This is a genomic window from Deinococcus sp. HSC-46F16 (genome assembly GCF_024171495.1).
Lineage (GTDB): Bacteria > Deinococcota > Deinococci > Deinococcales > Deinococcaceae > Deinococcus.
The window spans coordinates 204054-226110 of sequence record NZ_JALJZW010000002.1; the positions used below are offsets into that span (position 1 = coordinate 204054).

Here is a 22057-nt window from a genome sequence, read left to right on the forward strand (position 1 = left end):
ATTCCTTATCCCGACGGCCACCCGAGGAGACACCATGAAGAACGGAACCCAAGGCTTTACCCTCATCGAGCTGCTGATCGTGATCGCCATCATCGGCATCCTTGCGGCGGTACTGATCCCCAGCCTGCTCGGCGCTCGCAGCAAGGCCAACGACGCGGCGGCCGCTTCCGTGGGCCGTCAGGTCCTGAACGCGATGGCCGCGATGGAGACGAGCAACACGGGTGGCGGCACGACTGGATGTACCCAGTCCGGTACGGTTGTCACTGTCACCTCTGGCAGTGAGACTGCCACAGTCAACGCTCCAGCCCCCATCACTACTGTGAGTTGTGCTAACAGCGCTTCGCAATTTTCCACCACTGTTGCTTACAACGGCGGTTCTGCTGCCAACAAAACCTTTACCGCTGCTAAGTAATCTCTCCTTCGCCTTTAGGACCCGCCTTCACAGCGGGTCCTCTGTTCGTTTCAGCTTTTGCTTTTCTATCAGAGGTTATAGGACACCATGTTCATAACAAGGCACAGCTACTGGGTCACGATTATTGTAATAGCATCCCTCGTCTCAGTGCCCACCACAGATCGGGAATGGCTTTTCCAGTACCCAAAGCTCATCCTTCTGGGGAGTGGTGTGCTGTTTGCCGGGTTGACCGCTGTCTTCTACCGACAGCAGCTCAAAAGCTCGTTGCCCCGGTGGGCCATCTATCTGCTGGTCGCCTATTTGGGCTGGACCATGCTCACCAACACCGTTTTGTCGTCGCAGCCTGCCTACACCCTGCTGGGTTGGGTGAACTGGAATGGTGGCTACGTCACCACATCGCTCTACGTCCTTACCCTGCTCCTCGCGTCTCTGGGTTGGCGTGACGGCCGTGACGCTGTGGGGGAAACCCGGTGGCTGTGGATTCTGTTCGGCTTCTCTGCCGTGATGGCTGCTATCTGTGTTCTGGAGATGCTGGGCTTCAGCCCCGTTCTGGGCAGCCCGTGGTTTGCGTGGCAGGGCCGTAGCCTCGACATAGGGGCAAGCAGCTTCCCGATCTCTACCATCGGCAACTCCGGGTGGGTCGCGGGCCTCTGGCTCCTGCTGGCTCCCCTGCCCTACCTCCTGAAGAAAGCGTCTCCCGCGTGGAGCCTGGCCTGGCACGGACTCATCGCACTCGGTGTCGGCAGTGTCCACAGCAAGGCTGTTCTCTTCACCTATGTGGCGATGCATCTGGCTGTCGCGGCCTACCAGCTCCTCTCCCCTGACGCGCCCAGAGGCCGCGCAGCGGCTCGGCCCATGCTGCTGGCCGCGACCTGCATCGTGGTGGCGTGGACTTCGACAGGCGTGATGCAAAGTCTCAACGCGGAGCTGTACGAACGGGGCGTAGCGGGACGGCTGAACTCGAAAATCGACCTTGATCAGGAAGCCTACCGGGGAAGCGCGGCTGGGCGCCTGGCCATCTATAAGGCAAGCTGGCGTTTGATTAAGGAGCGTCCGCTGCAAGGCTGGGGTCTAGAAACCCTGCAACATCGCTTCTACGACGTGTTCACCCCGGCAGAGTACCGGACATTCATAGGACCACTGGTCAACTTGAAGCCTGAAGAATCCCTCCGGCGATTCGGTAGCCTCCATGTCGTCGTCCACAATGACCGACCCAAGCAAGCGCTGAGGATGCAGTTCTTCGACATCGTGAAACCGCACAATGTCGTGCTAGAAGAGATTTACAGCAATGGCCTCGTGGGCCTGCTTCTGCTGGCATCGGCCCTGGGATTGATCGTGCGACAGATTTTGGTCTGGGGGCGATTTCAGGAAAAGATGCTGTTGCTGGCCGTGACCCTGTATTTCGTCTACCTCCTGCTCTGGTTTACGACGATCGCGGTGACGCCCCTGGCGTGCGTTTTGCTGGCTTTCGCTTCTAGAGGTGCGGCTGGGCGGGCCATGTCCGCATCGCAAGAAGCGCAGTGGACCGCTGAGCCTGAACCTTCTACCCTCTCCCCATGACCCCTACCCCCCACACCGCCCTCAAGGAATGGGACACCCAGTGTCAGGCCCTCGTCGCCGGGCAGGCGGCCCTCCTGATTCGCAAGGGCGGCATCATGGAGACGCACGACGGCTTCGAGGCCGAGCACCGCCGTTTCCTCCTCTACCCCACCTTCCTGCACCAGAATCCAGCAGAACTGCGGCCCGAGTTCGCCGGGCGGCTGCGCGAAGACCCGAGCCCCGGCCAGATCGTGTTGCCCGCGCTGGCGGAGGTCGTGGCCGTCCACCGGGTCGAGTCGCTGGAGGCCGCGCTCGCGCTGGAGCCGTATCAGGCGCTGACGGCGGGGGCCATCGAACGCCGCTTTCACTACCGGAATCGGCCCTGGGTCCACGCGCTGCTGCTGCGGGTGCGCCCGCTGCGGGTGCCGCTGGTGCTGGACGAGACGCCCGAGATGCTAGGCTGCGTGAGCTGGGTGCCGCTGGGCGATGTGGAGGGCGAGGCCGGGGCCTCGGCGTTGCCTGAGACGGAGCTGGAGCGGCTCCAGACGGAGATAGAGGCCCGCCTGAAGGCGCACGGGGCGTGACGCAAAGAGGAGAGGGAGGCCCGCAAGCCTCCCCCTTCTCTTTTGCCGTGCCGCTTACTGCCCAGCGGCCACCGCTTCGAGGTCGTAGTTGTTCAGCACGGTCGTCTGAACCTCACGGTTGGCAGTGTTGTAGATGTTCCAGCCCACCGTGGACCCGGCAAAGAGGGCGTTGTCGCGCTGCGAGTAGACCAGCACCTTGCCGTTGTCGCGGCTAAGCACCGGCTCGCCCGCCGTGTAGCGGCCGTCGTTGTTGGCGTCGCGGAAGACGATCACGCGGTAGGTCCCGTAGGGCACGTCGCGCGGCAGAGTCAGGGTGTAGCCCCCGGTCAGGAACTTGTCGATGACCTGCACCTGAGTGCTGTCATTGGTGTACTGACCATTGTTGTAGCCCACGACCGCGAGGCCGAGGTTCTGGTTGGCGCTGAAGCCCTTAAGCTGGCCCGACACGGCGGCGCTGCGGGTGCCGAAAATGCTGCACGAGGAAAGGGCCAGGGTGCCGAGGGCGGCGACAATCAGCATCTTTTGCATGGTGAAACCTCCTGGGAGATGAACTGCGGAAACGTCCCCACCGTACCCGCCGCCACCGCTCCGGGCTACGGGGCTACCCTTCCCGGCCGACTCACCGGAGACTCATTCTTGGGGCGAAAGTGGGCGGTTACCTGACTGGGTCTTGAGGTGCCCAGCCACGCTGCTAGAGTGACCCCCATGCAGCACCGGCCCTTTACCGCTCTCGCCGCCGTCTACGACGCAATTATGGCCGACGTGGAGTACGACCACTGGGCGGATTTCGTCCTGACTTACGCCCGCGACGGCGGCCTGGAGGGGAGTGCGGCCCTTGACCTCGCCTGCGGCACCGGGGGCTTCACGCGCGAGTTGCACCGGGCGGGATGGACGGTGACCGGGCTGGACGGCAGCGCCGAGATGCTGGCGGTGGCCCGCGAGCGCTTGCCCAGCGAGGTCGAGCTGACCGTAGGCGACCTGCGGACCTTTGACCTGGGATACACCTTCGACCTCGTGAGCTGCGTGTTCGACAGCCTGAACAACCTGCTCACGCCGGAGGCCCTCGGGGCAGCGCTGGGGCGGGCGCGGGCGCACCTGCGGCCGGGCGGCCTGCTCGCCTGCGACCTGAACACCCGCCTCGGCGTGCGCGAGCTGTGGGAGGGGGGGGCGGTGGAGGGGCTGGCAGCCACCCCCGACGGCCGAGAGGTGCATTACCACTGGTCGCACCACCACGACCCGGAGACGGATCTCGGCATCGTGCAGGCCTTTTGCCGGGTGGAGAACGGCCAGGGCGGCTGGGAGGAGTTCACCGAGACGCACCGCGAGCGTGGCTATGACCCGGCCGACCTAGAACCGCTGCTGCGGGCGGCGGGCTTCGAACGGTGGGAGATCGTCGAGTATCCCGACTACGCCCTGCCGACCCCGGAGACGCCGCGCGTGTGGGTGTTCGCATGGGCCTGAACGTTCCGGTCCTGGGGGCGGGGGGCTGGGGCACCGCCCTGGCGGTGGCGGTGCCCCGCGCCGGGGGGCAGGCGACCCTGTGGGCGCGGCGCCCCGACTTCGCCGCCCGACTCGCGGAGGTCCGCGAGAACCGCGAATACCTGCCCGGCGTGACCCTGCCGGACGCGGTGGGCGTCACCTCCGATCTGGAGGCGGCGGTGTCAGAGGCCGACTTCGCGCTGGTGGTCGTCCCCAGCGTGGGCGTGCCCGAGTTGCTGGCCGAGCTGCCCCGCCGCCTCGGCGTGGTGCTGTGCGCCAAGGGCCTGGGACCGGACGGCGGGCGGCTGACTCACCTCGCGCGGGAGCTGGGATTCGGGCGGGTGGCGGTCCTCAGCGGCCCCAACCACGCCGAGGAGGTGGGCCGGGGCCTGCCCGCCGCGACGGTGGTGGCGAGCGACGATGCCGACCTGGCCCGCGCAGTGCAGGCGGCCCTGGTCTCCCCCGCCCTGCGCGTCTACACCAGCCGCGACGAGGTGGGCGTGGAACTCGGCGGCGTGCTGAAGAACGTGATCGCCCTCGCCGCCGGAATGGGCGACGGGCTGCGGCTGGGCGACAATGCCAAGGCCGCCCTGATCACCCGTGGCCTGCGCGAGATGAGCCGTTACCTCGTCTCGCAGGGGGCGCACGAGGACACCGCCTACGGCCTGAGCGGGCTGGGGGATCTGGTCGCCACCGCCACCAGTCGCCACAGCCGCAACCGCGCGGCGGGCGAGGCCATCGCGCGGGGGGAGAACCCGGCGCAGGGGGGCAAGGTCGTGGAGGGCCTGCGGACGGCGGGTCTGCTCGAAGCCTGGGCCACCGCTCACGGCCACGACCTCCCCATCGTGCGGGCGGTCGCGCGGGTCACGTCCGGCGAGTGGTCCCCCGCCGAGGGCATCGCCAGCCTGATGGAGCGGGATGCCAAGCCGGAGCTGGAGGGCTGAAGTGACCCTGCTGGAGCGGGCAGAAGCCTTCGCCCGGCCCTTCTATGCCGAGCCGGGGCGGACCTACCACACGGCTCAGCATATTCAGGCGGTGCTGGACGCCCTCGCGTCGCGGGGGGTGCTGACCCCCACCCTCGCCCTCGCGGTCTGGGGCCACGACCTGATCTACGACCCTAGAGCCGGGGACAACGAGGCGCGGAGTGCCGCCGTCTTCGGGGAGTGGCTGGCGGCGCAGGGTGCGGACATGGACCTGATCCCGGAGGTCCGGGCACTCATTCTCGCCACCCGGCATACCGACCCACCGTCTACACGGGCGGGGGCGCTTCTGGTCGATGCCGACCTGAGCATCCTGGGCGCAGACCCGGCCACCTTCGCCGCCTACGACCGGGCCATCCGGCAGGAGTACAGCTTCGTTCCCGAGAAGGCTTACCGGATGGGGCGGGCGCAGGTCCTGCGCAGCTTTCTGGACCGCGACCGCATTTACACGGCGCCGGAATTCGCGGGACTGGAGGCGCAAGCGGGGGCCAATCTCCGGCACGTCCTGCGCGAGCTGGAATAGAAAAACCGCCCCCGGTGGGAGGCGGTCTTGGGCTGGGGGCGCTCAGTCGGCGGCGCTGCCGTGCTGGCCGCCCTGGGGGGCCTGGTCGGCCTCTTCCTTCTCGCGCTCGAGCTTGGCCTTGATCTTCTTCAGGCGGAAGCTCTCCTCGCGCTCGCGCTGGTCGAGCACGCCGCGAATGAAGCGGATGTCGTCCTGAATGCCGGGAATCACGACCTGTTCCAGCGCGTTCACGCGGCGGGAGGTCTTCTTGATCTCCTCGCCGATGCGCCGCAGCTTGGTTTCCGTCGCGGCCACCTTCACGATGGCTTCGAGCACCCCGCCGAAGTCGGTCGCCGCCTGGATGGTGCGGGCGCCGACGTTGATCGGGCTGAAGTTGACCTGCTGCTGCCGCTCCGGGATGTTGATGCGCGGCACCTTCACCCCGTAGATGCTCTCGATCTGCATGTCGATCGCGTAGTCGCCGGTTCCGGCGAGGCTGAGGCTCTCGACCGCTTCGGGGCTGTCCCAGGCCTTGGCGCCGAAGAGGCTGGTATAGGCGCCCTTGCTGACGCCCGCGAGCTGCTCACGCGCCGCGAGTGCGTCCCGGACGAGCGCGAAGAATTCGCCGATCAGGGCGTCACGCTTGCGCTTGAGCAGGTCCGCGCCGCCGCTGGCCGTCTTGAGGCTGGCCTTGCTCGCGAGCAGGGCCGAGCGGGTGGGGCTGATCTGTCCTGCCATAATTCACCTCCTTCGTCGGTGGGTGAGTGGGAAGTGGTGAAAGGGGAGTGGAAAAGGCCCTTCCCACTGCCAACTTACCACTCCCCACGGACTGTTAGATCCGGTTGCCCCGCCACATCTCGTCGACCTTGGTGCCGTAGAACTTGTCGATGGAGTCGCGCGACAAGCGGGTGAGCTGGCTCTGGGGCAGCTTGGAGAGGATGCCCCAGGCCACGGTCAGCGAGTCCTCGATGGAACGGTCCTGCCCGCCCTGGCCGATGAAGTAGTTCTCAAAGTCGTCGGCAAAGCGCAGGTACAGCTTGTCGGTCTCGGTCAGCGCGTCCTCACCCGTGATCGCCACGAGCTTGCGCAGGTCGAGGCCGTTCGCGTAGGCCGCGAAGAGCTGGTCGGAGACGTTCTTGTGGTCGGCGCGGGTCTTGCCCTTGCCGATGCCGTTGCCCTGGAGACGCGACAGCGACGGCAGCGGGTTGATGGGCGGGAAGATGCCCTTGGCGTTCAGGCCACGGTCCACCACGATCTGCCCTTCGGTGATGTAGCCGGTCAGGTCGGGGATGGGGTGCGTGATGTCGTCGTCGGGCATGGAGAGAATCGGGATCTGGGTCACCGAGCCGGGCTTGCCGTCCACCACGCCCGCCCGCTCGTAGAGCGACGCGAGGTCGGTGTACATGTAGCCGGGGAAACCGCGCCGACCGGGAATCTCCTCGCGGGCGCCGCCGATCTCGCGCAGCGCCTCGCAGTAGTTCGTGAGGTCGGTCAAGATCACCAGCACGTGGTAGCCGTGCTCGAAGGCGAGGTACTCGGCGGTCGTGAGCGCCATGCGCGGGGTCAGCAGCCGCTCGACGGCGGGGTCGTCCGCGCGGTTGAGGAACAGCACCGAACGGGCCAGCGCCCCGGTACGCTCGAATTCCTGGGTGAAGAAGCTGACCTCACGCTGGGTCAGGCCCATCGCGGCGAACACCACCGCGAAGTCGCCCTCGTGCCCCGGCACCTTCGCCTGACGGGCGATCTGGGCGGCAAGTTCGTTGTGCGGCAGACCCGAGCCGGAGAAGATCGGGAGCTTCTGCCCGCGAATCAGCGACGTGTTCACGTCGATGGTGCTGATCCCGGTCTGAATGAACTCCTCGGGCTTGGCGCGGGCAGCGGGGTTCATGGGCTGGCCGTTGATGTCCAGCCGCTTTTCCGCGACCACCTGCGGCAGCCCGTCGATGGGGCGGCCCAGGCCGTCGAAGCGGCGGCCGATCATTTCCTTGCTCACGCCCAGTCGCGCCACGTCCTCGACGAGGCTCACCGAGGCGGTGGCGAGGTCCAGGCCACGGGTCTCCTCGAACACCTGAATGACGGCGTTCTGCTCGGAGACCGAAATGACCTGCCCGCCGCGGGTGCGGCCCGAGCCGTCGCGGATGTCCACGATGGCCCCGTAGGCGAGGTCACTGGCCGCGTTCACGAACAGCAGCGGCCCGGAAATATAGGCGACGTCGTTGTATTCCTTTTTCAGGAGGGTCACGCGGTCACTCCCTTGGCAGCGTTCTTGAAGGTCACGTCGAGTTCGTCCATCACGCCCTCGCCGTACGCCATGAATTCACCCTCGGCGACGTAGCGGGCACGCGACAGCTTCTCGATGACGGGGTTCTGGATGATCTCGTCGATGGTGGCACCATTGCGGAGCGCGGCTTCTGCCTCGTCGTAGAACTTCAGCATCATCTTCATCAGGCCGTAGTTCTTGGGCATGGAGGCCGAGGCGTCCACCGGGTCGAAGCCGTTTTGCTGCAGGAAGTCCTGCCGCAGCATGCGCCCGGCCTCGATCACGAGGCGCTCCTGGTCCTGAAGCGCGTCGGGACCGACGAGCTGCACGACTTCCTGCAAGGAGGCTTCCTGCTGGAGAATGTTGCCGATGCGCTGGCGCAGTTCGGGGAAGTCCTGCCCCACGTTCTCGCGGTACCACGAGTCGAGGATGGGCGTGAAGAGGCTGTAGCTGCCGTTCCAGTTGATCGCCGGGAAGTGGCGGCGGCGGGCCAGACCCGCGTCCAGACGCCAGAAGGCGCCGGTGATGCGCAGGGTCGCCTGGGTGACGGGCTCGGACATGTCGCCACCGGCCGGGCTCACGGCGCCGATCACGCTGACCGCGCCGTCCTCCCCGGCCAGGGTCTTGACCGCCCCCGCACGCTCATAGAACGCGGCGAGCTTGGCCCCCAAGTAGGGCGGGTAGCCTTCTTCGGCGGGCATTTCTTCCAGGCGGGAGGAGATTTCGCGCAGCGCCTCGGCCCAGCGGGAGGTCGAGTCGGCCATCAGGGACACCGAGTAACCCTGGTCGCGGAAGTACTCGGCCAGCGTGATGCCGGTGTACACCGAGGCTTCACGCGCCGCCACCGGCATGTTGGAGGTGTTGGCAATCAGGATGGTGCGGTGCATCAGCGGTCCGCCGGTCTTGGGGTCTTCCAGTTCCGGGAACTCGACCAGCACGTCGGTCATCTCGTTGCCGCGCTCGCCGCAGCCCACGTAGACCACGATGTCGGCGTTGCCGTACTTGGCGACCGACTGCTGGGTCACGGTCTTGCCCGAGCCGAAGGGACCGGGAATCGCCGCCGCGCCGCCCATCACCAGCGGAAACAGCACGTCGAGGATGCGCATGCCCGTGAGGAACGGGAGGCTGGGGTCGAGCTTGCGGGCCACGGGACGCGGCGCGCGCACCGGCCAGTAGTGCGCCATGCGCAGCCGGGTGCCGTCTTCCAGTTCCGCGATGGTGTCGTCGATGGTGTATTCACCCGCATCGGCGACCCAGCGCAGGCGGCCCTGCACCTCGGGGGGCGTCAGGATCTTGTGGGTGAAGGAAAACTCGGGCACCGTCCCCAGGATGGAGCTGCCGGCCACGGTGTCCCCGGCCTGCACCGTGGGGGTAAAGGCCCAGCGCTGCGTGCGGTTGAGGGACGAGACCTCGATGCCGCGCGCGATAAAGTCGCCCGACGCCTCGCGGATCTTGTCGAGGGGGCGCTGGATGCCGTCGTAGATGCCGTTGAGCATCCCCGGCCCCAGCTCCACCGAGAGGGGCAGGCCGGTGGTCTCCACGGGCTCGCCCACGGTCAGGCCCGAGGTGTCCTCGTACACCTGCACGAAGGCGGTGTCCCCGTCGAGGCGAATGATCTCGCCTACGAGGCGCTCCTTGCCCACGCGCACGATGTCGTACATCTTCGCGCCGTACATGCCCCCGGCAATCACGGCCGGTCCGGCGATGTTCTGCACGACGCCCTGCTTGGTCTGCGTCATTTGGTCTCCTTCGGAGAGGTCGAGGGGTCGAGAAGTCGAAGGGTCGAGAGGAATTCTAGACTTCTCGACCTCCCGACTCCCCGACGACTTCACAGTTTGATATCGAACCCGATGGTGTCCCGCACCAGCTTGCCCATATACGCCTTGGCGTCCACCGTGTCGGCGGCAAAGGCGTCGCGCAGGCTGGGAATGGGCAGCAAGATGGGCAGGTCGCGCCCGCGCATCACCCGCGCGGTCGCCGTGGCCGGATCGGGCACCAGGCCGGTGTCCACGGCCACGAGGCCGTAGCGTCCCTCCACGATCAGGCGCTCGAGGGCCGAGACCGCCTCGCCGGGCGTGGTCTCGATCACCTCGGCCCCGGCGAGCCGGTAGCCCGTCGCGGTTTCGGCGTCGGTGAGCACCGCCACCCGCTGGGTATTGGTCGCCTGGGTCATGCGGTCACCTCCCGGCGAATCTGCTCGGTGGGCAGGTTGTAGAACTTGCCGCGCCCGATCAGCCGGAGCTTGGCGATCTCGATCTCCTTGCGCCGCAGGAAATCGAGGATGATCCCCACGCCGTCCACGTCCGAGACCGCCACGCTGCGGGCGGAGCGGTCCAGCAGGCTGCGGGCCGCGACCTCGGCGTCCTCAAGGCTGGGGGCGTCCAGAATGGCCGCAATGTCCGCGCTTCCAGACGCGTCCCCACCCGCGAGCCGCGCGAAGCCGCCCGCGTCGAGGCTGCCGCCCGGCACGAAGAGGGTGGGGTCGAGGGGAACCCCCTGTGCCCGCGCGGTGCGGGCAATCAGGGCGTTGGTCACGTCGATCTCGCGGCTGAGGTAGCGGCGCAGGCTGAGCTCGCGGGCCACCGCCAGGGTGTGGCGGTAGTACCCCTGGTCAAGCGCGACTTCGAGGTCGAGCAGCCGCCCGCTCCCCGCGTAGGCCGTCGCCGCCGCCCGGAAGGCCCGCGCGAGCGGGTGCCCGGTCACGGCGATGGCCGCCGCCGCGCTGGCGAGGTCGCTGCTCTGCGCCGCCGTCTGAAGGGCCGCCGGACGCAGGGTCCCGCCGGGAATCAGCCCCTCCAGGATGGCCTGGCTGCCGCGCCCGCCGACCAGCCCACGGGCGATGGTCTTGAGGTTGGCGAGGTCCCACTTCATCAGCAGGACTTCGATCTCGCGCCGCGCCTGCCCGTCCGCGAAGCCCAGCACCCGCTGGGTGGCCCGGAACAGGTTCTGCGACAGCGCCCGGTCGAGTTCGGGCAGGCCCGCGCCCTCGGCGGTCGCCTCGCGCAGGTCGGGGGCGAACTCGGTTTCGGAGAGCACGCGCAGGAACTCCTGGTAGCTGCCCGCCGCGAGCGCCGAGTCAAGGGCGCGCCCGTCGAGCAGTTTGGTCCGCATCACGCGGACGCGCGTGTTGATGTAAGCGTAGTCGTCGGGCATGGGAAAAAGGGTCCTTATTCCCCGGCGAGCAGGCGGCTGACCTGCGGCGCGAGTTCCGCGCGGACCCGTTCCAGGCGGCCCGGCAGCGTGTTGGTGATCCCGCTCTTGCCGCCGCGGGCCACAACCCGCACCCCACCGGAAATGGCCGGGTTCTCCCGCACCGGCAGATCGCTGACGAGGCCCTGGGCCACGGCCAGGTCCTGCGGGCTGACTTCCACCGCCTCGGCGTCGGGAATCGCGTCGCGGGCCTGGGCGAGCAGCCGGGCCAGGATCTCGCGGTACTCGGGCAGCCGGGCGATGTCGCCGAGCTGCGACTCCACGAGCGCGTACACCTGCGAGAGGCCCTGCTCACCGGCGGTCAGCCGCGCGGCGTTGAGTTCGAGGTCGGCCGCCGAGCGGGCACGGACCAGCCCGGCCTGACGCTGGGTGTCCAGCAGCCGGGCGCGGCTCTCGACGAGCGCCTGAGCGCGTTCCTGGGCCTGCGCCAGGATCTGCGCGGCACGGTCACGGGCCTCGGCGCGGATGCGCTCGATCTCCAACTGCGCCTCGTTTTCGAGAAGCTTGTCGAGGGCCATATCAGTTCAGGATGAACAGCGCGAGGAAGCCGAAGATGACGAGCGTTTCGGGAATCAGGAAGTACAGCAGCAGGCTGCCCGCCTTGCTGGGGTCCTCGGCGACGGCGCCGACCAGCGAAGACCCGATGCGGGCCTGCGCGATGCCGGTGCCGACCGCGCCGAGGCCCAGCGCCAGACCGGCGCCCAGCGCCCGCAGGCCGCGGTAGGTTTCGTCGCCCGCCGCGCCAGCCTCCTGCGCCAGACCGGTGCTGGCGAGGGCGAGAACGAGGGACGCGAGGACGATCTTGTTGTACTTGGTCATGGCAGACACTCCTGAAAGTTATTTGCCCTGCCCGCTGACCGTGCCAGCGGCGCTGAGGCGGCGAAGGGGGTTGTAGGCCGGGCTGGTCTCGGCGTTGAAGCCGGTCGGGTTGAGAAACTCGACCATGTGCAGACGCAGCGGCTGGATGATGTGACCGATCAAAGTGAGCGCCAGGACGAAAAAGTGCAGCAGGGCGCCCAGCAGGATGCCGATGAGAATGCCGAGGAAACCGATGTTCTCGTACAGGCTCCAGCCCACGTCGGTGCAGAGCTTGGCCAGAATGGCCGAGACCAGCCCGACCGCGAAGATACGGGCGTAGCTCACGACCGCGCCGCCCTGCGACAGCAGTTCGATGGGCAGCAGCGGGTAGTGCTTGATCACGCGCAGCCAGCCCACCACGAACAGGGCGAAGCCGACGTACATCAGCAGGATGAGGGGGTTGGCGAAGTTGGTGAACTCCCCGAAGTCCTTGCCCGCGCGGGTGGCAAAGGCCATCAGGATCAGGGCGCCCACGCCGCCGAACAGGGCGAGGCCCTCCCAGACGTGCACGGGGTCGCGGTGCTTGAGGCCCTGCTGCACGCGGATGCCCCAGCCCCACAGCACTTGCAGGATGCCGAACAGCAGCGCGAAGACCAGCGCGACGTTGGAAAAGTAGCCTGTCTCCAGGCGCGGAAAGAGAATCGGAATCAGGCCGGAGTGATGCGCTTCCTCGGCCGGGTAGCGAATGCCCGTCCAGCTCCAGAGGCTGTTGAGCAGCTCGGGGTTGAGGTAGAAGACGTGCAGGTGCTCCAGCAGGGTGCCGAAGAACTCGCCCGTGAGAAAGCCCCACAGGATGCTCCAGGCCGCCATCACGTTCGTGACGAAGCCGAGGTCGCGCAGGGTCGCGGGCGGCACGTAGGCCCCGAAGAAGCTGAGGTCCCAGCCCTCGTTCCGCCGCGCCTTGCCCAGCAGCCACAGGCCGAAGAGCAAGAACAGCAGTCCGTACCCGATGTCGGCGATGATGATGCCGAAAAACAGCGGGAAGAACAGCGCGATCACCCAGGTGGGATCGAAGGTGCCGTAGCGGGGCAGGCTCATCAGCCCCATCACGACCTGGAAGGGCCGGACGTAGCTGTTGTTCTTGAGCTGCACGGGCACCGAGAGGTCGTGGTGCTCGTCGACGGGGTGCAGTTCGTAGGCGACCGCGTCCCCGAAGCGGCCCAGTGCGGCCGTCAGCGCGGGCACCCGGTCGGCCGGGACGTACCCCTGCATCGCCAGGCTGTACTTGCCCCGCGCGGACACGGCCCGCACGTCGTGAATGGCGACCCGGTCTTTGAGGGCATCGCGCACGGCGTACAGCACCGGGCCGTGGGTGCGGGCCAGCGCCTCACGCTCCTCGCCGAGCAGGCGCTGGCGTTCTGCACCCTGGCCCCGCACCTGCTCGAAGGCGGCGGCCGCGTCCGACAGGCTCATGCTGTCGAAGCGCCCCGGCAGCCGCAGTTCCCCGAGCCGCACGCGCGACAGCGCCGCGCGGGCCGCGTCCCGGTCCCCGCGCAAGACGGCGATCAAGCCGACCCGGTTGGACCCGGCCGCGTCGGTGGCGAGCGCGTAGCGGTCTTTGAGCGTGCCCTGCAGGGCCGCTTCCAGGTCCGCGAGGCTGTCGTTGGGCTGAAGCAGGAAGGGCACCACCGTCAGGCGGCGGCTGCGGTCGACCCCCCCGGAGAGCCGGGCGAGGGTCCGCACCGCGTCCCCGTAGGAGGCCTCGGCGTCGAGGTCGGCCTGAAGCTCCTGCCGCTGGCGGGCGAGCGCCGAGACCGGCCCGGCGGCTTCCTCGACCACGCGCTCCCAGTCCTCCTGCGGGGGCAGGGGGGCGGGGGCGGGGCGGTAGGCCCCGAGTTCGGCGATGGTGCTCTCGGCGCGGGCGAGCAGCCGCTCGTCGTCCCGGCGCGACTGCGCGTCCCCCCCGGCGAGCGAGCCGGTGGAGAGCGGCCCCCCGGTGATGGGCTTGAGGTGCAGCACCCCGGCGTCTTGCAGCGCCGTGATGACCGCCTCGCTGCCGCGCCGGCGGGTGGCGATCACGACCTGCTGCATGGGGTTGATCACGGCAGCACCGCCCTCAGGATCAGTTCGGCGGCCTGCTGCACGCGGGCGCTCGCCCGCTCGCGGGTGGCCTGCGCTTCGGCCTCGGCGCGGGCACGGGCATCCGTGCGGATGCGCTCGGCCTCACTGCTCAGCTCCTGATCGTGCTGCGCCTGCATCTGCGCCGCGCGGGCCTGCGCGTCCGCCAGGATGCGGGCCGCCTGGGCCTCGGCCGCTTCGACCTCGCGCCGCGCTTCCTCGCGGGCCGCTTCGATCTGCGCGTCCAGGGCTGCCTCGCGGCTGGCCAGTTCACTCAAGACTCGACTTGAGACGTCCAACTCCCTCCTCCTTTCCCTATCGTCACCCAGTCCACCCGTGCGAAAGCCCCGTCCGTCAGGGCGGGTTCCGAGGGGGGTCCTGAGCTGCGGTTGGTGGCCCGACTGTAGGTCAATACGCTGTCAGACTCGCGGCCCATCCTAACACAGGCTTCATTCTGCCCCCGGAGGGCAAGCGTCCCGCCGGGGGGCCGACTCAGGTGCGGCCTGTCCCCACGCCGGGGAGCAGGCCGCGATCCCACCACCGGGAAAGGTGGCCGGGGCTCAATCGCCGCCCAGCACCACTGGGGAACCCAGGCGGCCGTCGGGCTCACGGTACCCCTGCTCGCTGTGGGCGCTGAGGTCCATGCCGCCGACCTCCTGGCGCGGGGAGACGCGCAGGGGCGTCAGGTGCCCGACCAGCCGCAGCAGCAGCAGGGTGCCCAGCCCGCTCAGGGCGACGCTGGCCGCAACGCTGGCCCCCTGCACGAGCAGTTGCGGCCCCACGGCCTGCCCGCTGCCGGTCGTCCAGGCCAGCGCCCCGGTGAGCAGTGCCCCCACGATGCCCGCGACCCCGTGACAGGCGAACACGTCCAGGGCATCGTCGGCCCACAGGCGGCGCTTGGCCTGCACTGCCCAGAAGCTGGCGGTCGCACCTAGCCCCCCAATCAACAGCGCGGCCCAGGGCGTCACGAACGCGCAGGCGGGCGTGATCGCCACCAGCCCGACGACCAGCCCGGTCGCGCCGCCCACGGCGGTGGGTTTGCCGCTGCGGGCCGCCTCCCAGCCCAGCCAGGTCAGCAGCGCGGCGGCGGGCGCGACCAGCGTGGTCAACAGCGCCAGCGCGGCCGTGTGGCCCGCCGCCAGGGCGCTGCCCGCATTGAAGCCCACCCAGCCGAACCACAGCAGCCCCGCGCCCAGCAGTACGAAGGGGACGTTGTGCGGCACGTGCGCCGCCTGTGGGTAGCCCAGCCGTGGACCCACGGCCCAGGCCGCGACGAGGGCACTGACTCCCGCCGCGATATGAATGACGGTGCCGCCCGCGAAATCCAGCGCCCCCAGCCGGAACAGCCAGCCGTCGGCGCTCCAGACCCAGTGGGCCAGCGGGGCGTAGACCAGCAGGCTCCACAGCCCACCGAACAGCAGAAAGGCCCCAAACCGCATTCGCTCGACAACCGCCCCACTGATCAGCGCCAGCGCGATGACCGCGAACGTCCCCTGAAAAGCCGCGAAGACGGGGGACGGCACGGTGCCGGTCAGGGTCCCGGTCAGGCCCTCCAGCCCCAGGTGCCCCAGGCCCCCGATCAGCGCTCCCCCGCCCTCCCCGAACGCCAGGGTGTACCCGGTCAGCGTCCACAGCACGAGCACCAGCCCGAGAGACACGACGCTCATCATCATGGTGTTCAGCACGCTGGGAGCGCGGGTCAGGCCCCCGTAGAACAGGGCCAGGGCGGGGGTCATCAGCAGCACCAGCGCGGTGGCAATCAGCATCCAGGCCGTGTCGCCGGAGTCGGGCGCCGGGGCGGGGGGTGCGGCCAGGGCGCTGCCGGTCAGCAGCAGGAGCACAAAGGCCCGCAGGAGCGCGGCCCCATTCATCCGACCCTCCCGGACGCCGGAACCGGCGTGAGCTGGCGCTCGGTGACGGGGGTGAGCGCGGCCGTGTCCTCCTCGCCCGTGCGGATACGGACCACGCGCTCCAGCGGCTGCACGAAGATCTTGCCGTCACCGACCTCCCCGGTGCGGGCGCCTTCGCAAATCGCGCGGATGGCCGCCTCCGCGAAGGTGTCGCTGACCGCCATGCGGAACTCGACCTTCTCGCGGAATTCGATCATCACCTGGGTGCCCCGGTAGTGCTCGACGATCTCCTGCTCGCCGCCGTGACCGGACACGCGGCTCAGCGTCAGCCCACTGATCCCCGCCCGAAACAGCGCCTCCTTGACCTGCCCCACCCGCTCGGGGCGCACCACCGCCGTGATCAGTTTCATGCTGGCTCCTTGTCGGCGCACAGGGGGTCCAGAAGCCTGCCCACCTGCCCCCAGCGTAGGCGCCTGCATGCCCAGCGTCAACAGCCCACTCGCGAAATGTCCAGACTTTTGTGGACAAGTCGCATATATCTCTCTAGATTCTTCCAAAGGTCCGACCATCGGAGCGAAACGTCACCAAACAGTTGAACAGATTGCAGACCGTGTACAGACCTTCGAACCTCTGGCCGACAGCAGAAGGGAGAGGCCCCAAGACCTCTCCCCGACTCCACGGCTCAGGAGGAAGTGGCCCGGCGCCCCCGCACCCGCTGCCACAGCCGCGCGGCAAAGACCAGCACGCCCGCCAGCCCCAGCACCGCGAGCACCGGCGCGAAAATCGCCAGCACGCTCAGGCACAGGCTGGCCCCGTCCTCGGCGGCGCTCAGCACCGGGTTGGCGATCCCACCCGTCGTGGCGGTGGCGACCGGACGCACGGCGGCGCGAGTGGCATGGACGCCGCCCGCCACGACGAATCCCAGGGCGAGACTCAGCGCCGGGGGCACCTCCGCCACGCCCGTCTGCGCGGCGAAGAGAATCGCGCCCGCCGCCGCGTTCACCACCCCGCCGACGAGGTGCAGCGCGTGGTCTACGCCGGGAATCTTGTCCCCGACGAAGTCCAGCACGCCCAGCACCCCGATTCCCAGCAGGACCCAGGGATTTGCCAGCAGGTCGAAGGGCGCGGCGAGGTCGAGGACCCCAAACCGCGCGAGCAGGCCCACGAGCAGCAGCGGGATGGAGGCGTTCAGCCCCGCCGCCCCCGACAGGCCCAGCGAGGACAGCAGACCGGAGAGGAGTTCCATAGCCCCTACGCTTCCCGGCCGCTCAGCGCAGGTACGCGACGAGGAGGTCCACCCCGGCCCGCAGGTCCGTTTCGTGGACCGCCTCGACGACCGTGTGGATGTAGCGGGTGGGTAGGCTGAGGGTCAGGGCGGGCACCCCCGCCCGCGTGCGCTGGATGGCCGCGCCGTCGGTGCCGCCCAGGGCCAGCACTTCCATCTGGTAGGGAATGCCTTCTTTCTCCGCGAGGTCCACGAACTCGTCCACCAGCCAGCGGGTCGAGATCATGGTGGAGTCGAAGACCTTGATCCCGATGCCCTCGCCCAGCCGGGTGACCGCCTCGTCGGGGCCGACGCCGGGGGTGTCCACCGCGAGGGTCACGTCGAGGCCGATGCCCAGGGTCGGCTCGACCCCATACGCCGCGACGATGGCCCCGCGCAGGCCGACCTCCTCCTGCACGCTGAAGACGGCCACCACGTCGTGCCGGGGGCGCTCCTCCCGGAAGGCCCGCAGCACCTCGAGTTGCAGGAAGACGCTGGCGCGGTCGTCCATCGCCTTGCCGACCGTCATGGCCCCGATCTGCCGGGCGGTCTGGTTGAGGGTCACCATGTCCCCGATCCGCACCCGGCCCTTCACGTCGTCCGCACCCAGGCCCAGGTCCACGAAGAACTCCTTGACCTCGGGCACCTTCTTGCGGTCTTCCGGGGTGGCAATGTGGACGGGGCGACCGCCGGGGGTCAGCAGGCCGGGAAGCGCCCCGCCGCGCGTGTGCACCGTGACGTTGCGGGCGAACAGGTTGCGGGTGTCGAAGCCGCCGAGCGCCTGCACCCGCAAGAAGCCCTTCTCGTCGATGTACCGCACCAGAAAGCCGATCTCGTCCATGTGGGCGCTGAGCATCACGCGCTCGCGCTTCCCCTCGGCGTCCTCGCGCCCGCGCTTGAGGGCAATCACGTTGCCCAGCGCGTCCACCCGCACCTCGTCCACCAGCCCGTCGAGGTCGGAGAGCACGAAGTCGCGCACGGCGTCTTCCTGACCGGGGACGCCGTTCAGGTCGGAGAGGTGGCGCAGGACATCCAGCCGCAATTCGGTTGTGGTCACGCGGGTCAGGATACGCCGGGGTCGGAGGCCGCGCCGGAGGTGCTCGGCTCGGCGGGACGCTCGGGCACGGGCGTGGGTTCCGGCTTGGGCCGCAGATCGGTGCTGTTGAAGCGGCCCTGCGCCTCGGCCAGCCCGGACCCCGCCCAGACCTCCACCGCGTCGGCCCCCAGCCGGACGAGTTCGGCCAGCGTTGCGGCCTCCTCCTCCCGCCACTTGCTCAGCACCCAGTCCGCCGGGTCCCAGCCCGCCGGGGGGCGGGAAATGCCGATCTTGAGGCGCGGGAACGTCTCGGTCCCCAGCACCCGGATCAGGTCGCGCACCCCGTTCTGGCCGCCGTGCCGCCCGCCGGGGCGCAGTTTCAGCAGACCGAAAGGGCTGTCGAGGTCATCCTGCACGGCCAGCACCGCCGTCGGCTCCAGCTTGTAGAAGCCGACGAGGGGGGCCACCGCCTTGCCCGACGCGTTCATGAAGGTCTGTGGCTTGACCAGCAGGACCTTCGTGCCGGGGGCCGGACCCACCCGGACCTCTGCGACGTGCGCGTCCTTCTCCTTGCGCCACACGGCTCCCCAACGCCGCCCCACCTCGTCCACGACGAGCCAGCCGACGTTGTGGCGGGTCCGCTCGTACTGATTCCCCGGATTGCCCAGCCCCACGACGAGCTTCAAGGGTCAGGCCTCCAGACTGTTCAGCGTCTCGCGCCAGCGGGCTTCGGTCTCGCGCACGCGGGCCTCGCCACGGGCGCGGGCGTACCCGGCGCGGAAGTCGGCGAAGCGGGTGTCCGTCTCCGCGAAGAGCAGGCCCAGCGCCTGCCGCACGTCGGCCACGTTCTGGGGGGTGAGGGTGGTGTCTTTGGCGTCCAGCACCTCGTCCAGCGTCGCCATCAGGCCGGAGAGGGGCCGCAGCCACTGAAAGGAGGGGTGGTTGATGACCAGCGAGTACAGCTCGAAGGGTCCCTTCACCGGGCCGTGCAGGAACTCGTACTCGCCCTTGGCGAAGTCGAGCAGGGCCGAATGGAAGTGCCGCAGGGCTGTTGCCAGCGCCGTGAGCCGGGTGCGAACCGCCGCGTCGGAAGCCGTCATGCGCCGAGGGTAGCAAGCGCGGCGAGGTCGGCCCGGTCCTTCTCTCTTAATTCCACCCCGTAGAAAGCCGCCACGACGCCTTTCATCGCGCGGTGCCCGGCGGGGGTGAGCGTGGGCACGCGGACCCCCTCCCACTCCACCACGTGGGTCGTGAAGATTCCGGCGGGCCACACGATGGAGGCGAGTTCGCCCACGGTGCGCGGCGGCTCCACGTCATCCCGGACAGGCACGAGGTCCACCAGCACCTCCCCCCGGCGGTAGAACACGTCCCCGGCGGCGAGCGAGCCGTGCGCGTGGGTGAAGCCGAGGCCCTCCAGCACGGCGACGGCCCGCGCCCCGTCGGCCTCCCGCACCAGGAAGTCAATGTCGTCGTGGGTGCGGACATTCCCGCCGCACAGCACTTCCACCGCCTGACCGCCGATCAGCCAGCAGGTGACGTCCGCCTGCGCGAACGCCCGGACGAGGGGGAGGGTGTCGGGGTGCAGCACGGGCCGGACTCTAGCACTCCCCTTCCCCTACCAGCCCCACGTCCCCGGCTCGCCCTTGAACGGTCCCACCACGTCGGGCGTGATCCAGCCGCCGTAGAAGCCGCCCGGTTGCGGGGTCACGCGCACTCCGTCCACCCGGCACTCGTCCATGCGGCCCGCGTAGACGGCGACGTATCCGGCGATCTCCCGGAAAGCAGGGGTGGGCCGCTCATAGCTCCAGCCCGCGCCCTCGGCCACCTTGCCACCGGCTGAGAGCGTCCAGTACGACGCCTCACCCTTCCACTCGCAGACGCTGCCGCCGGGGGCGGGGGTCAGCACGCCGGGCCGGAAGGCTTCGCGGGGCAGGTAGTAGGTGGGTGGGTGGCTGGTTTCGAGGACGCGGAAGGCGCCGGTCGTCTCGGCAATCTTGACGCCGCCCAACCAGAGTTCCACTGTCCGGGCGGTGCGCTCCAGCCGAGGCGGGCGCGGGTAGTCCCAGACGCTTTCCTGGCCGGGACCGGGGGGAATGGGCTGTGGGCGCGGCATGGGGGCAGTGTGACGCCCCGTGCGGCCGCAGGCTGTCGGCTTCCTTGCCCTTCCGTTACCCTGACCCATGACCACCCCCAACCTGCCGGACGCGGAAACGCCCGAACTCGGCGGCACCGTCAACCTCGCGGACCTGGAAGCGCTAGGCCGATCACGCCTCGACCGCAATGCGCTGGAGTACTACGCGAGCGGGGCGAATGACGAGCTGACCCTGCGGGAAAACCGCGCCGCCTTCGCCCGGCTGAAGCTCAGGCCCCGCGTGCTGGTGGACGTGTCGAACGTGGATACCCGGACCGAGGTGCTGGGCCTGCCGTTGAGCAGCCCGGTCGGCATCGCGCCCAGCGCCTTTCACGGCCTCGCGCACCCGGACGCGGAGGTCGCCACCGCGCGGGCAGCGGCCTCGGCAGGCAGCGTGATGACGCTCTCGACGCTCAGCAACACCCCGATTGAGGAGGTCGCGGCGGCGGCGGGCGGCCGGTTCTGGTTCCAGCTCTACCTCTACACCGACCGCGCCCTGAGCGCCGAGATCGTGCAGCGGGCGGAGGCGGCGGGGGCGCGGGCGCTCGTGCTGACCGTGGACGCGCCTTTCCTGGGCCGCCGGGAGGCGAACGAGCGTCACCGCTTCGCCCTGCCGCCCCACCTGCGGGTGCCCAACGCGGGGAGCCGGGAGCGGCTGGCGCAGATGGAGTCAGCGAGCGGCTCGCAGCTCGTGAACTACTTTCAGGGCCTGATCGACAAGACCTTCACCTGGGCGGACCTCGCGTGGCTGCGCGGGCAGACTTCCCTCCCCATTGTCCTGAAAGGCATCCTGACCGCCGAAGACGCCCGCCTCGCCGCCGAGCATGGATGCCACGTCTGGGTGAGCAACCACGGCGGACGCCAGCTCGACACCGCCGTTTCCTCCATTGAGGCGCTGCCCGAGATCGCGGACGAGGTGGGCGGTGAGGTGGAGGTCTACCTCGACGGCGGCGTGACGCGCGGCACGGATGTGGTCAAGGCGCTGGCACTGGGAGCCAGGGCGGTTTTCCTGGGTCGTCCCATCCTGTGGGGCCTCGCGGCGGGAGGGGAGGCGGGCGTGCGCCGAACGCTGGACCTGCTGCACGACGAGGTACGGCTGGCGCTCGCGCTGTGCGGCAAGCAGAACGTCGGGCAGGTGGGGCGGGGGTTGGTGCGGCTGTGAAGGGGAGCCTTGTAGAGTCAGCCCATGCCCCACGCCCTGATCGTCCACGCCCATCCCGAGCCGAACTCGTTTTGCTCCGCGCAGATGCGGGAAGCGGCCCGGACCCTCACCGAGCAGGGCTATACCGTGGAGATCAGCGACCTTTACGGCATGGGCTGGAATGCCGAACTGGGACGGGGCGATTTCACCCACCCACTTGCCGACTTTTTCAAGCCCCAGGCGGAACAAGTCAGAGCGGTCCAGGAAGGCACCTTCGCGCCCGAAGTCGCCGCAGAACTGGAGAAGCTCCGCCGGGCCGACCTCCTGGTGTTCTCGTTCCCGATGTGGTGGTTCTCGCTTCCGGCGCTGCTGAAAGGCTGGGTGGACCGGGTCTTCGCTATGGGCGCGGCCTATGGCGGCGGCGTCGGCACCTTCGCGCAGGGGGCGTTCCGGGGACGGCGGGCGCTCCTGCTGTTCACGACCGGCAGCCTGGAGGAGTATTTCGGCCCCGGACGACGGGATGGGGAGATGGACACGCTCCTCTTCCACATCCAGCACGGCATGTTTTACTTCGTGGGCTATACGGTGCTGGCTCCAGTGGTGAGCTTTGCGCCCGTCCGGCAAACGCCTGAGGAGCGCGAAGCCCAGTTGCGGAAAGTCCGGCGGGCTTTCGCGGAACTGGGAACGCGGCAAGTCATCTTCGATTTTCAGGAGGGCTGACGCATAGGAGCAGATGGGTGGCCACCGGCGAAC

At 69.0% G+C, this 22057-nt stretch carries 26 protein-coding genes; 8 read left to right on the plus strand and 18 right to left on the minus strand.

Annotation, left to right across the window (positions count from 1 at the left end; translation table 11 throughout):
* Positions 1 to 34: 34 nt before the first annotated feature.
* From L1280_RS06345 to L1280_RS06355, 3 genes are all read left to right on the plus strand, one after another.
* Entirely contained in the window at positions 35 to 412 is a 378-nt protein-coding gene (locus tag L1280_RS06345; RefSeq protein WP_253581260.1) for a type II secretion system protein, read from the plus strand.
* Positions 413 to 559: 147 nt separating this feature from the next.
* The gene (locus L1280_RS06350; protein WP_253581261.1) at positions 560 to 1972 is read left to right on the plus strand and encodes an O-antigen ligase family protein; all 1413 of its coding nucleotides are present in this window, start codon (positions 560 to 562) and stop codon (positions 1970 to 1972) included.
* Positions 1969 to 2535 carry a DUF1802 family protein gene (locus tag L1280_RS06355; protein ID WP_253581262.1) on the plus strand — a complete coding sequence of 189 codons (567 nt, stop codon included), beginning with the start codon at positions 1969 to 1971 and terminating at the stop codon, positions 2533 to 2535. The genes L1280_RS06350 and L1280_RS06355 overlap by 4 nt, the downstream gene beginning before the upstream one ends.
* A gap of 54 nt (positions 2536 to 2589) precedes the next feature.
* On the opposite strand, the gene L1280_RS06360 is transcribed toward L1280_RS06355, so the two are convergent.
* Entirely contained in the window at positions 2590 to 3063 is a 474-nt protein-coding gene (locus tag L1280_RS06360) for a hypothetical protein (RefSeq protein WP_253581263.1), read from the minus strand.
* Between the two features lie 177 nt (positions 3064 to 3240).
* Here L1280_RS06360 and L1280_RS06365 point away from each other — a divergent pair, with 177 nt between their 5' ends.
* From L1280_RS06365 to L1280_RS06375, 3 genes are read left to right on the plus strand one after another with little or no spacing between them, the layout of a single operon-like run.
* Positions 3241 to 3996, plus strand: a complete 756-nt coding sequence (locus L1280_RS06365) for a class I SAM-dependent methyltransferase (RefSeq protein WP_253581264.1) — start codon at positions 3241 to 3243, stop codon at positions 3994 to 3996.
* Positions 3987 to 4958, plus strand: coding sequence for an NAD(P)H-dependent glycerol-3-phosphate dehydrogenase (locus L1280_RS06370; RefSeq protein ID WP_253581265.1), 972 nt, complete (start codon positions 3987 to 3989; stop codon positions 4956 to 4958). Before L1280_RS06365 ends, L1280_RS06370 begins: the two co-directional genes overlap by 10 nt.
* A gap of 1 nt (position 4959) precedes the next feature.
* Complete coding sequence (locus L1280_RS06375; protein WP_253581266.1) at positions 4960 to 5517, plus strand: phosphohydrolase; 558 nt, start codon at positions 4960 to 4962, stop codon at positions 5515 to 5517.
* 42 nt (positions 5518 to 5559) lie between these two features.
* On the opposite strand, the gene L1280_RS06380 is transcribed toward L1280_RS06375, so the two are convergent.
* From L1280_RS06380 to L1280_RS06460, 17 genes are all read right to left on the minus strand, one after another.
* Entirely contained in the window at positions 5560 to 6234 is a 675-nt protein-coding gene (locus L1280_RS06380) for a V-type ATP synthase subunit D (RefSeq protein ID WP_253581267.1), read from the minus strand.
* Positions 6235 to 6328: 94 nt separating this feature from the next.
* Positions 6329 to 7738: a V-type ATP synthase subunit B gene (locus tag L1280_RS06385; RefSeq protein ID WP_253581268.1), complete on the minus strand. Its 1410-nt coding sequence runs from the start codon at positions 7736 to 7738 to the stop codon at positions 6329 to 6331.
* Positions 7735 to 9495 (minus strand): V-type ATP synthase subunit A, encoded by a 1761-nt coding sequence (locus L1280_RS06390; RefSeq protein ID WP_253581269.1) that lies wholly within the window; start codon positions 9493 to 9495, stop codon positions 7735 to 7737. The genes L1280_RS06385 and L1280_RS06390 overlap by 4 nt, the downstream gene beginning before the upstream one ends.
* 89 nt (positions 9496 to 9584) lie before the next feature.
* Positions 9585 to 9929: a V-type ATP synthase subunit F gene (locus tag L1280_RS06395; RefSeq protein ID WP_256488067.1), complete on the minus strand. Its 345-nt coding sequence runs from the start codon at positions 9927 to 9929 to the stop codon at positions 9585 to 9587.
* Entirely contained in the window at positions 9926 to 10909 is a 984-nt protein-coding gene (locus L1280_RS06400; RefSeq protein ID WP_253581270.1) for a V-type ATPase subunit, read from the minus strand. The genes L1280_RS06395 and L1280_RS06400 overlap by 4 nt, the downstream gene beginning before the upstream one ends.
* A 14-nt stretch (positions 10910 to 10923) precedes the next feature.
* Positions 10924 to 11484, minus strand: a complete 561-nt coding sequence (locus L1280_RS06405) for a V-type ATP synthase subunit E (RefSeq protein ID WP_253581271.1) — start codon at positions 11482 to 11484, stop codon at positions 10924 to 10926.
* A gap of 1 nt (position 11485) precedes the next feature.
* Positions 11486 to 11785 (minus strand): V-type ATP synthase subunit K, encoded by a 300-nt coding sequence (locus L1280_RS06410; RefSeq protein ID WP_253581272.1) that lies wholly within the window; start codon positions 11783 to 11785, stop codon positions 11486 to 11488.
* Positions 11786 to 11803: 18 nt separating this feature from the next.
* Entirely contained in the window at positions 11804 to 13867 is a 2064-nt protein-coding gene (locus tag L1280_RS06415; protein WP_253581273.1) for a V-type ATP synthase subunit I, read from the minus strand.
* Positions 13864 to 14160: a V-type ATPase subunit subunit G family protein gene (locus L1280_RS06420; protein WP_253581274.1), complete on the minus strand. Its 297-nt coding sequence runs from the start codon at positions 14158 to 14160 to the stop codon at positions 13864 to 13866. The genes L1280_RS06415 and L1280_RS06420 overlap by 4 nt, the downstream gene beginning before the upstream one ends.
* A 282-nt stretch (positions 14161 to 14442) precedes the next feature.
* Positions 14443 to 15753, minus strand: coding sequence for an ammonium transporter (locus L1280_RS06425; RefSeq protein WP_253581275.1), 1311 nt, complete (start codon positions 15751 to 15753; stop codon positions 14443 to 14445).
* Positions 15750 to 16142: a P-II family nitrogen regulator gene (locus tag L1280_RS06430; RefSeq protein ID WP_253581276.1), complete on the minus strand. Its 393-nt coding sequence runs from the start codon at positions 16140 to 16142 to the stop codon at positions 15750 to 15752. Before L1280_RS06430 ends, L1280_RS06425 begins: the two co-directional genes overlap by 4 nt.
* 272 nt (positions 16143 to 16414) lie before the next feature.
* Positions 16415 to 16978: a DUF4126 domain-containing protein gene (locus L1280_RS06435; RefSeq protein ID WP_253581277.1), complete on the minus strand. Its 564-nt coding sequence runs from the start codon at positions 16976 to 16978 to the stop codon at positions 16415 to 16417.
* 22 nt (positions 16979 to 17000) lie between these two features.
* Positions 17001 to 18053 carry a M20/M25/M40 family metallo-hydrolase gene (locus tag L1280_RS06440; RefSeq protein WP_253581278.1) on the minus strand — a complete coding sequence of 351 codons (1053 nt, stop codon included), beginning with the start codon at positions 18051 to 18053 and terminating at the stop codon, positions 17001 to 17003.
* 5 nt (positions 18054 to 18058) lie between these two features.
* On the minus strand, positions 18059 to 18718 hold the full coding sequence (gene pth, locus L1280_RS06445; protein ID WP_253581279.1) for an aminoacyl-tRNA hydrolase: 660 nt from the start codon (positions 18716 to 18718) through the stop codon (positions 18059 to 18061).
* Positions 18719 to 18721: 3 nt separating this feature from the next.
* Positions 18722 to 19132 carry a hypothetical protein gene (locus L1280_RS06450; RefSeq protein WP_253581280.1) on the minus strand — a complete coding sequence of 137 codons (411 nt, stop codon included), beginning with the start codon at positions 19130 to 19132 and terminating at the stop codon, positions 18722 to 18724.
* Complete coding sequence (locus tag L1280_RS06455; protein WP_253581281.1) at positions 19129 to 19620, minus strand: nucleotidyltransferase domain-containing protein; 492 nt, start codon at positions 19618 to 19620, stop codon at positions 19129 to 19131. The genes L1280_RS06450 and L1280_RS06455 overlap by 4 nt, the downstream gene beginning before the upstream one ends.
* A gap of 27 nt (positions 19621 to 19647) precedes the next feature.
* Entirely contained in the window at positions 19648 to 20145 is a 498-nt protein-coding gene (locus L1280_RS06460; RefSeq protein ID WP_253581282.1) for a DUF427 domain-containing protein, read from the minus strand.
* Between the two features lie 67 nt (positions 20146 to 20212).
* Here L1280_RS06460 and L1280_RS06465 point away from each other — a divergent pair, with 67 nt between their 5' ends.
* Complete coding sequence (locus L1280_RS06465) at positions 20213 to 21325, plus strand: alpha-hydroxy acid oxidase (RefSeq protein ID WP_253581283.1); 1113 nt, start codon at positions 20213 to 20215, stop codon at positions 21323 to 21325.
* A gap of 24 nt (positions 21326 to 21349) precedes the next feature.
* Entirely contained in the window at positions 21350 to 22024 is a 675-nt protein-coding gene (locus tag L1280_RS06470; RefSeq protein WP_253581284.1) for an NAD(P)H-dependent oxidoreductase, read from the plus strand.
* Positions 22025 to 22057 lie beyond the last annotated feature (33 nt).

Bases quoted from the DNA above. Each gene is read 5' to 3' on its own strand.
- L1280_RS06355 (WP_253581262.1), top strand. From the start codon at position 1,969: ATGACCCCTACCCCCCACACCGCCCTCAAGGAATGGGACACCCAGTGT.
- L1280_RS06450 (WP_253581280.1), bottom strand. From the start codon at position 19,132: ATGACGGCTTCCGACGCGGCGGTTCGCACCCGGCTCACGGCGCTGGCA.
- L1280_RS06400 (WP_253581270.1), bottom strand. From the start codon at position 10,909: ATGCCCGACGACTACGCTTACATCAACACGCGCGTCCGCGTGATGCGG.
- L1280_RS06430 (WP_253581276.1), bottom strand. From the start codon at position 16,142: ATGAAACTGATCACGGCGGTGGTGCGCCCCGAGCGGGTGGGGCAGGTC.
- L1280_RS06370 (WP_253581265.1), top strand. From the start codon at position 3,987: ATGGGCCTGAACGTTCCGGTCCTGGGGGCGGGGGGCTGGGGCACCGCC.
- L1280_RS06425 (WP_253581275.1), bottom strand. From the start codon at position 15,753: ATGAATGGGGCCGCGCTCCTGCGGGCCTTTGTGCTCCTGCTGCTGACC.
- L1280_RS06435 (WP_253581277.1), bottom strand. From the start codon at position 16,978: ATGGAACTCCTCTCCGGTCTGCTGTCCTCGCTGGGCCTGTCGGGGGCG.
- L1280_RS06360 (WP_253581263.1), bottom strand. From the start codon at position 3,063: ATGCAAAAGATGCTGATTGTCGCCGCCCTCGGCACCCTGGCCCTTTCC.
- L1280_RS06410 (WP_253581272.1), bottom strand. From the start codon at position 11,785: ATGACCAAGTACAACAAGATCGTCCTCGCGTCCCTCGTTCTCGCCCTC.
- L1280_RS06365 (WP_253581264.1), top strand. From the start codon at position 3,241: ATGCAGCACCGGCCCTTTACCGCTCTCGCCGCCGTCTACGACGCAATT.
- L1280_RS06465 (WP_253581283.1), top strand. From the start codon at position 20,213: ATGACCACCCCCAACCTGCCGGACGCGGAAACGCCCGAACTCGGCGGC.
- L1280_RS06345 (WP_253581260.1), top strand. From the start codon at position 35: ATGAAGAACGGAACCCAAGGCTTTACCCTCATCGAGCTGCTGATCGTG.
- L1280_RS06390 (WP_253581269.1), bottom strand. From the start codon at position 9,495: ATGACGCAGACCAAGCAGGGCGTCGTGCAGAACATCGCCGGACCGGCC.
- L1280_RS06395 (WP_256488067.1), bottom strand. From the start codon at position 9,929: ATGACCCAGGCGACCAATACCCAGCGGGTGGCGGTGCTCACCGACGCC.
- L1280_RS06470 (WP_253581284.1), top strand. From the start codon at position 21,350: ATGCCCCACGCCCTGATCGTCCACGCCCATCCCGAGCCGAACTCGTTT.
- L1280_RS06460 (WP_253581282.1), bottom strand. From the start codon at position 20,145: ATGCCGCGCCCACAGCCCATTCCCCCCGGTCCCGGCCAGGAAAGCGTC.
- L1280_RS06380 (WP_253581267.1), bottom strand. From the start codon at position 6,234: ATGGCAGGACAGATCAGCCCCACCCGCTCGGCCCTGCTCGCGAGCAAG.
- L1280_RS06405 (WP_253581271.1), bottom strand. From the start codon at position 11,484: ATGGCCCTCGACAAGCTTCTCGAAAACGAGGCGCAGTTGGAGATCGAG.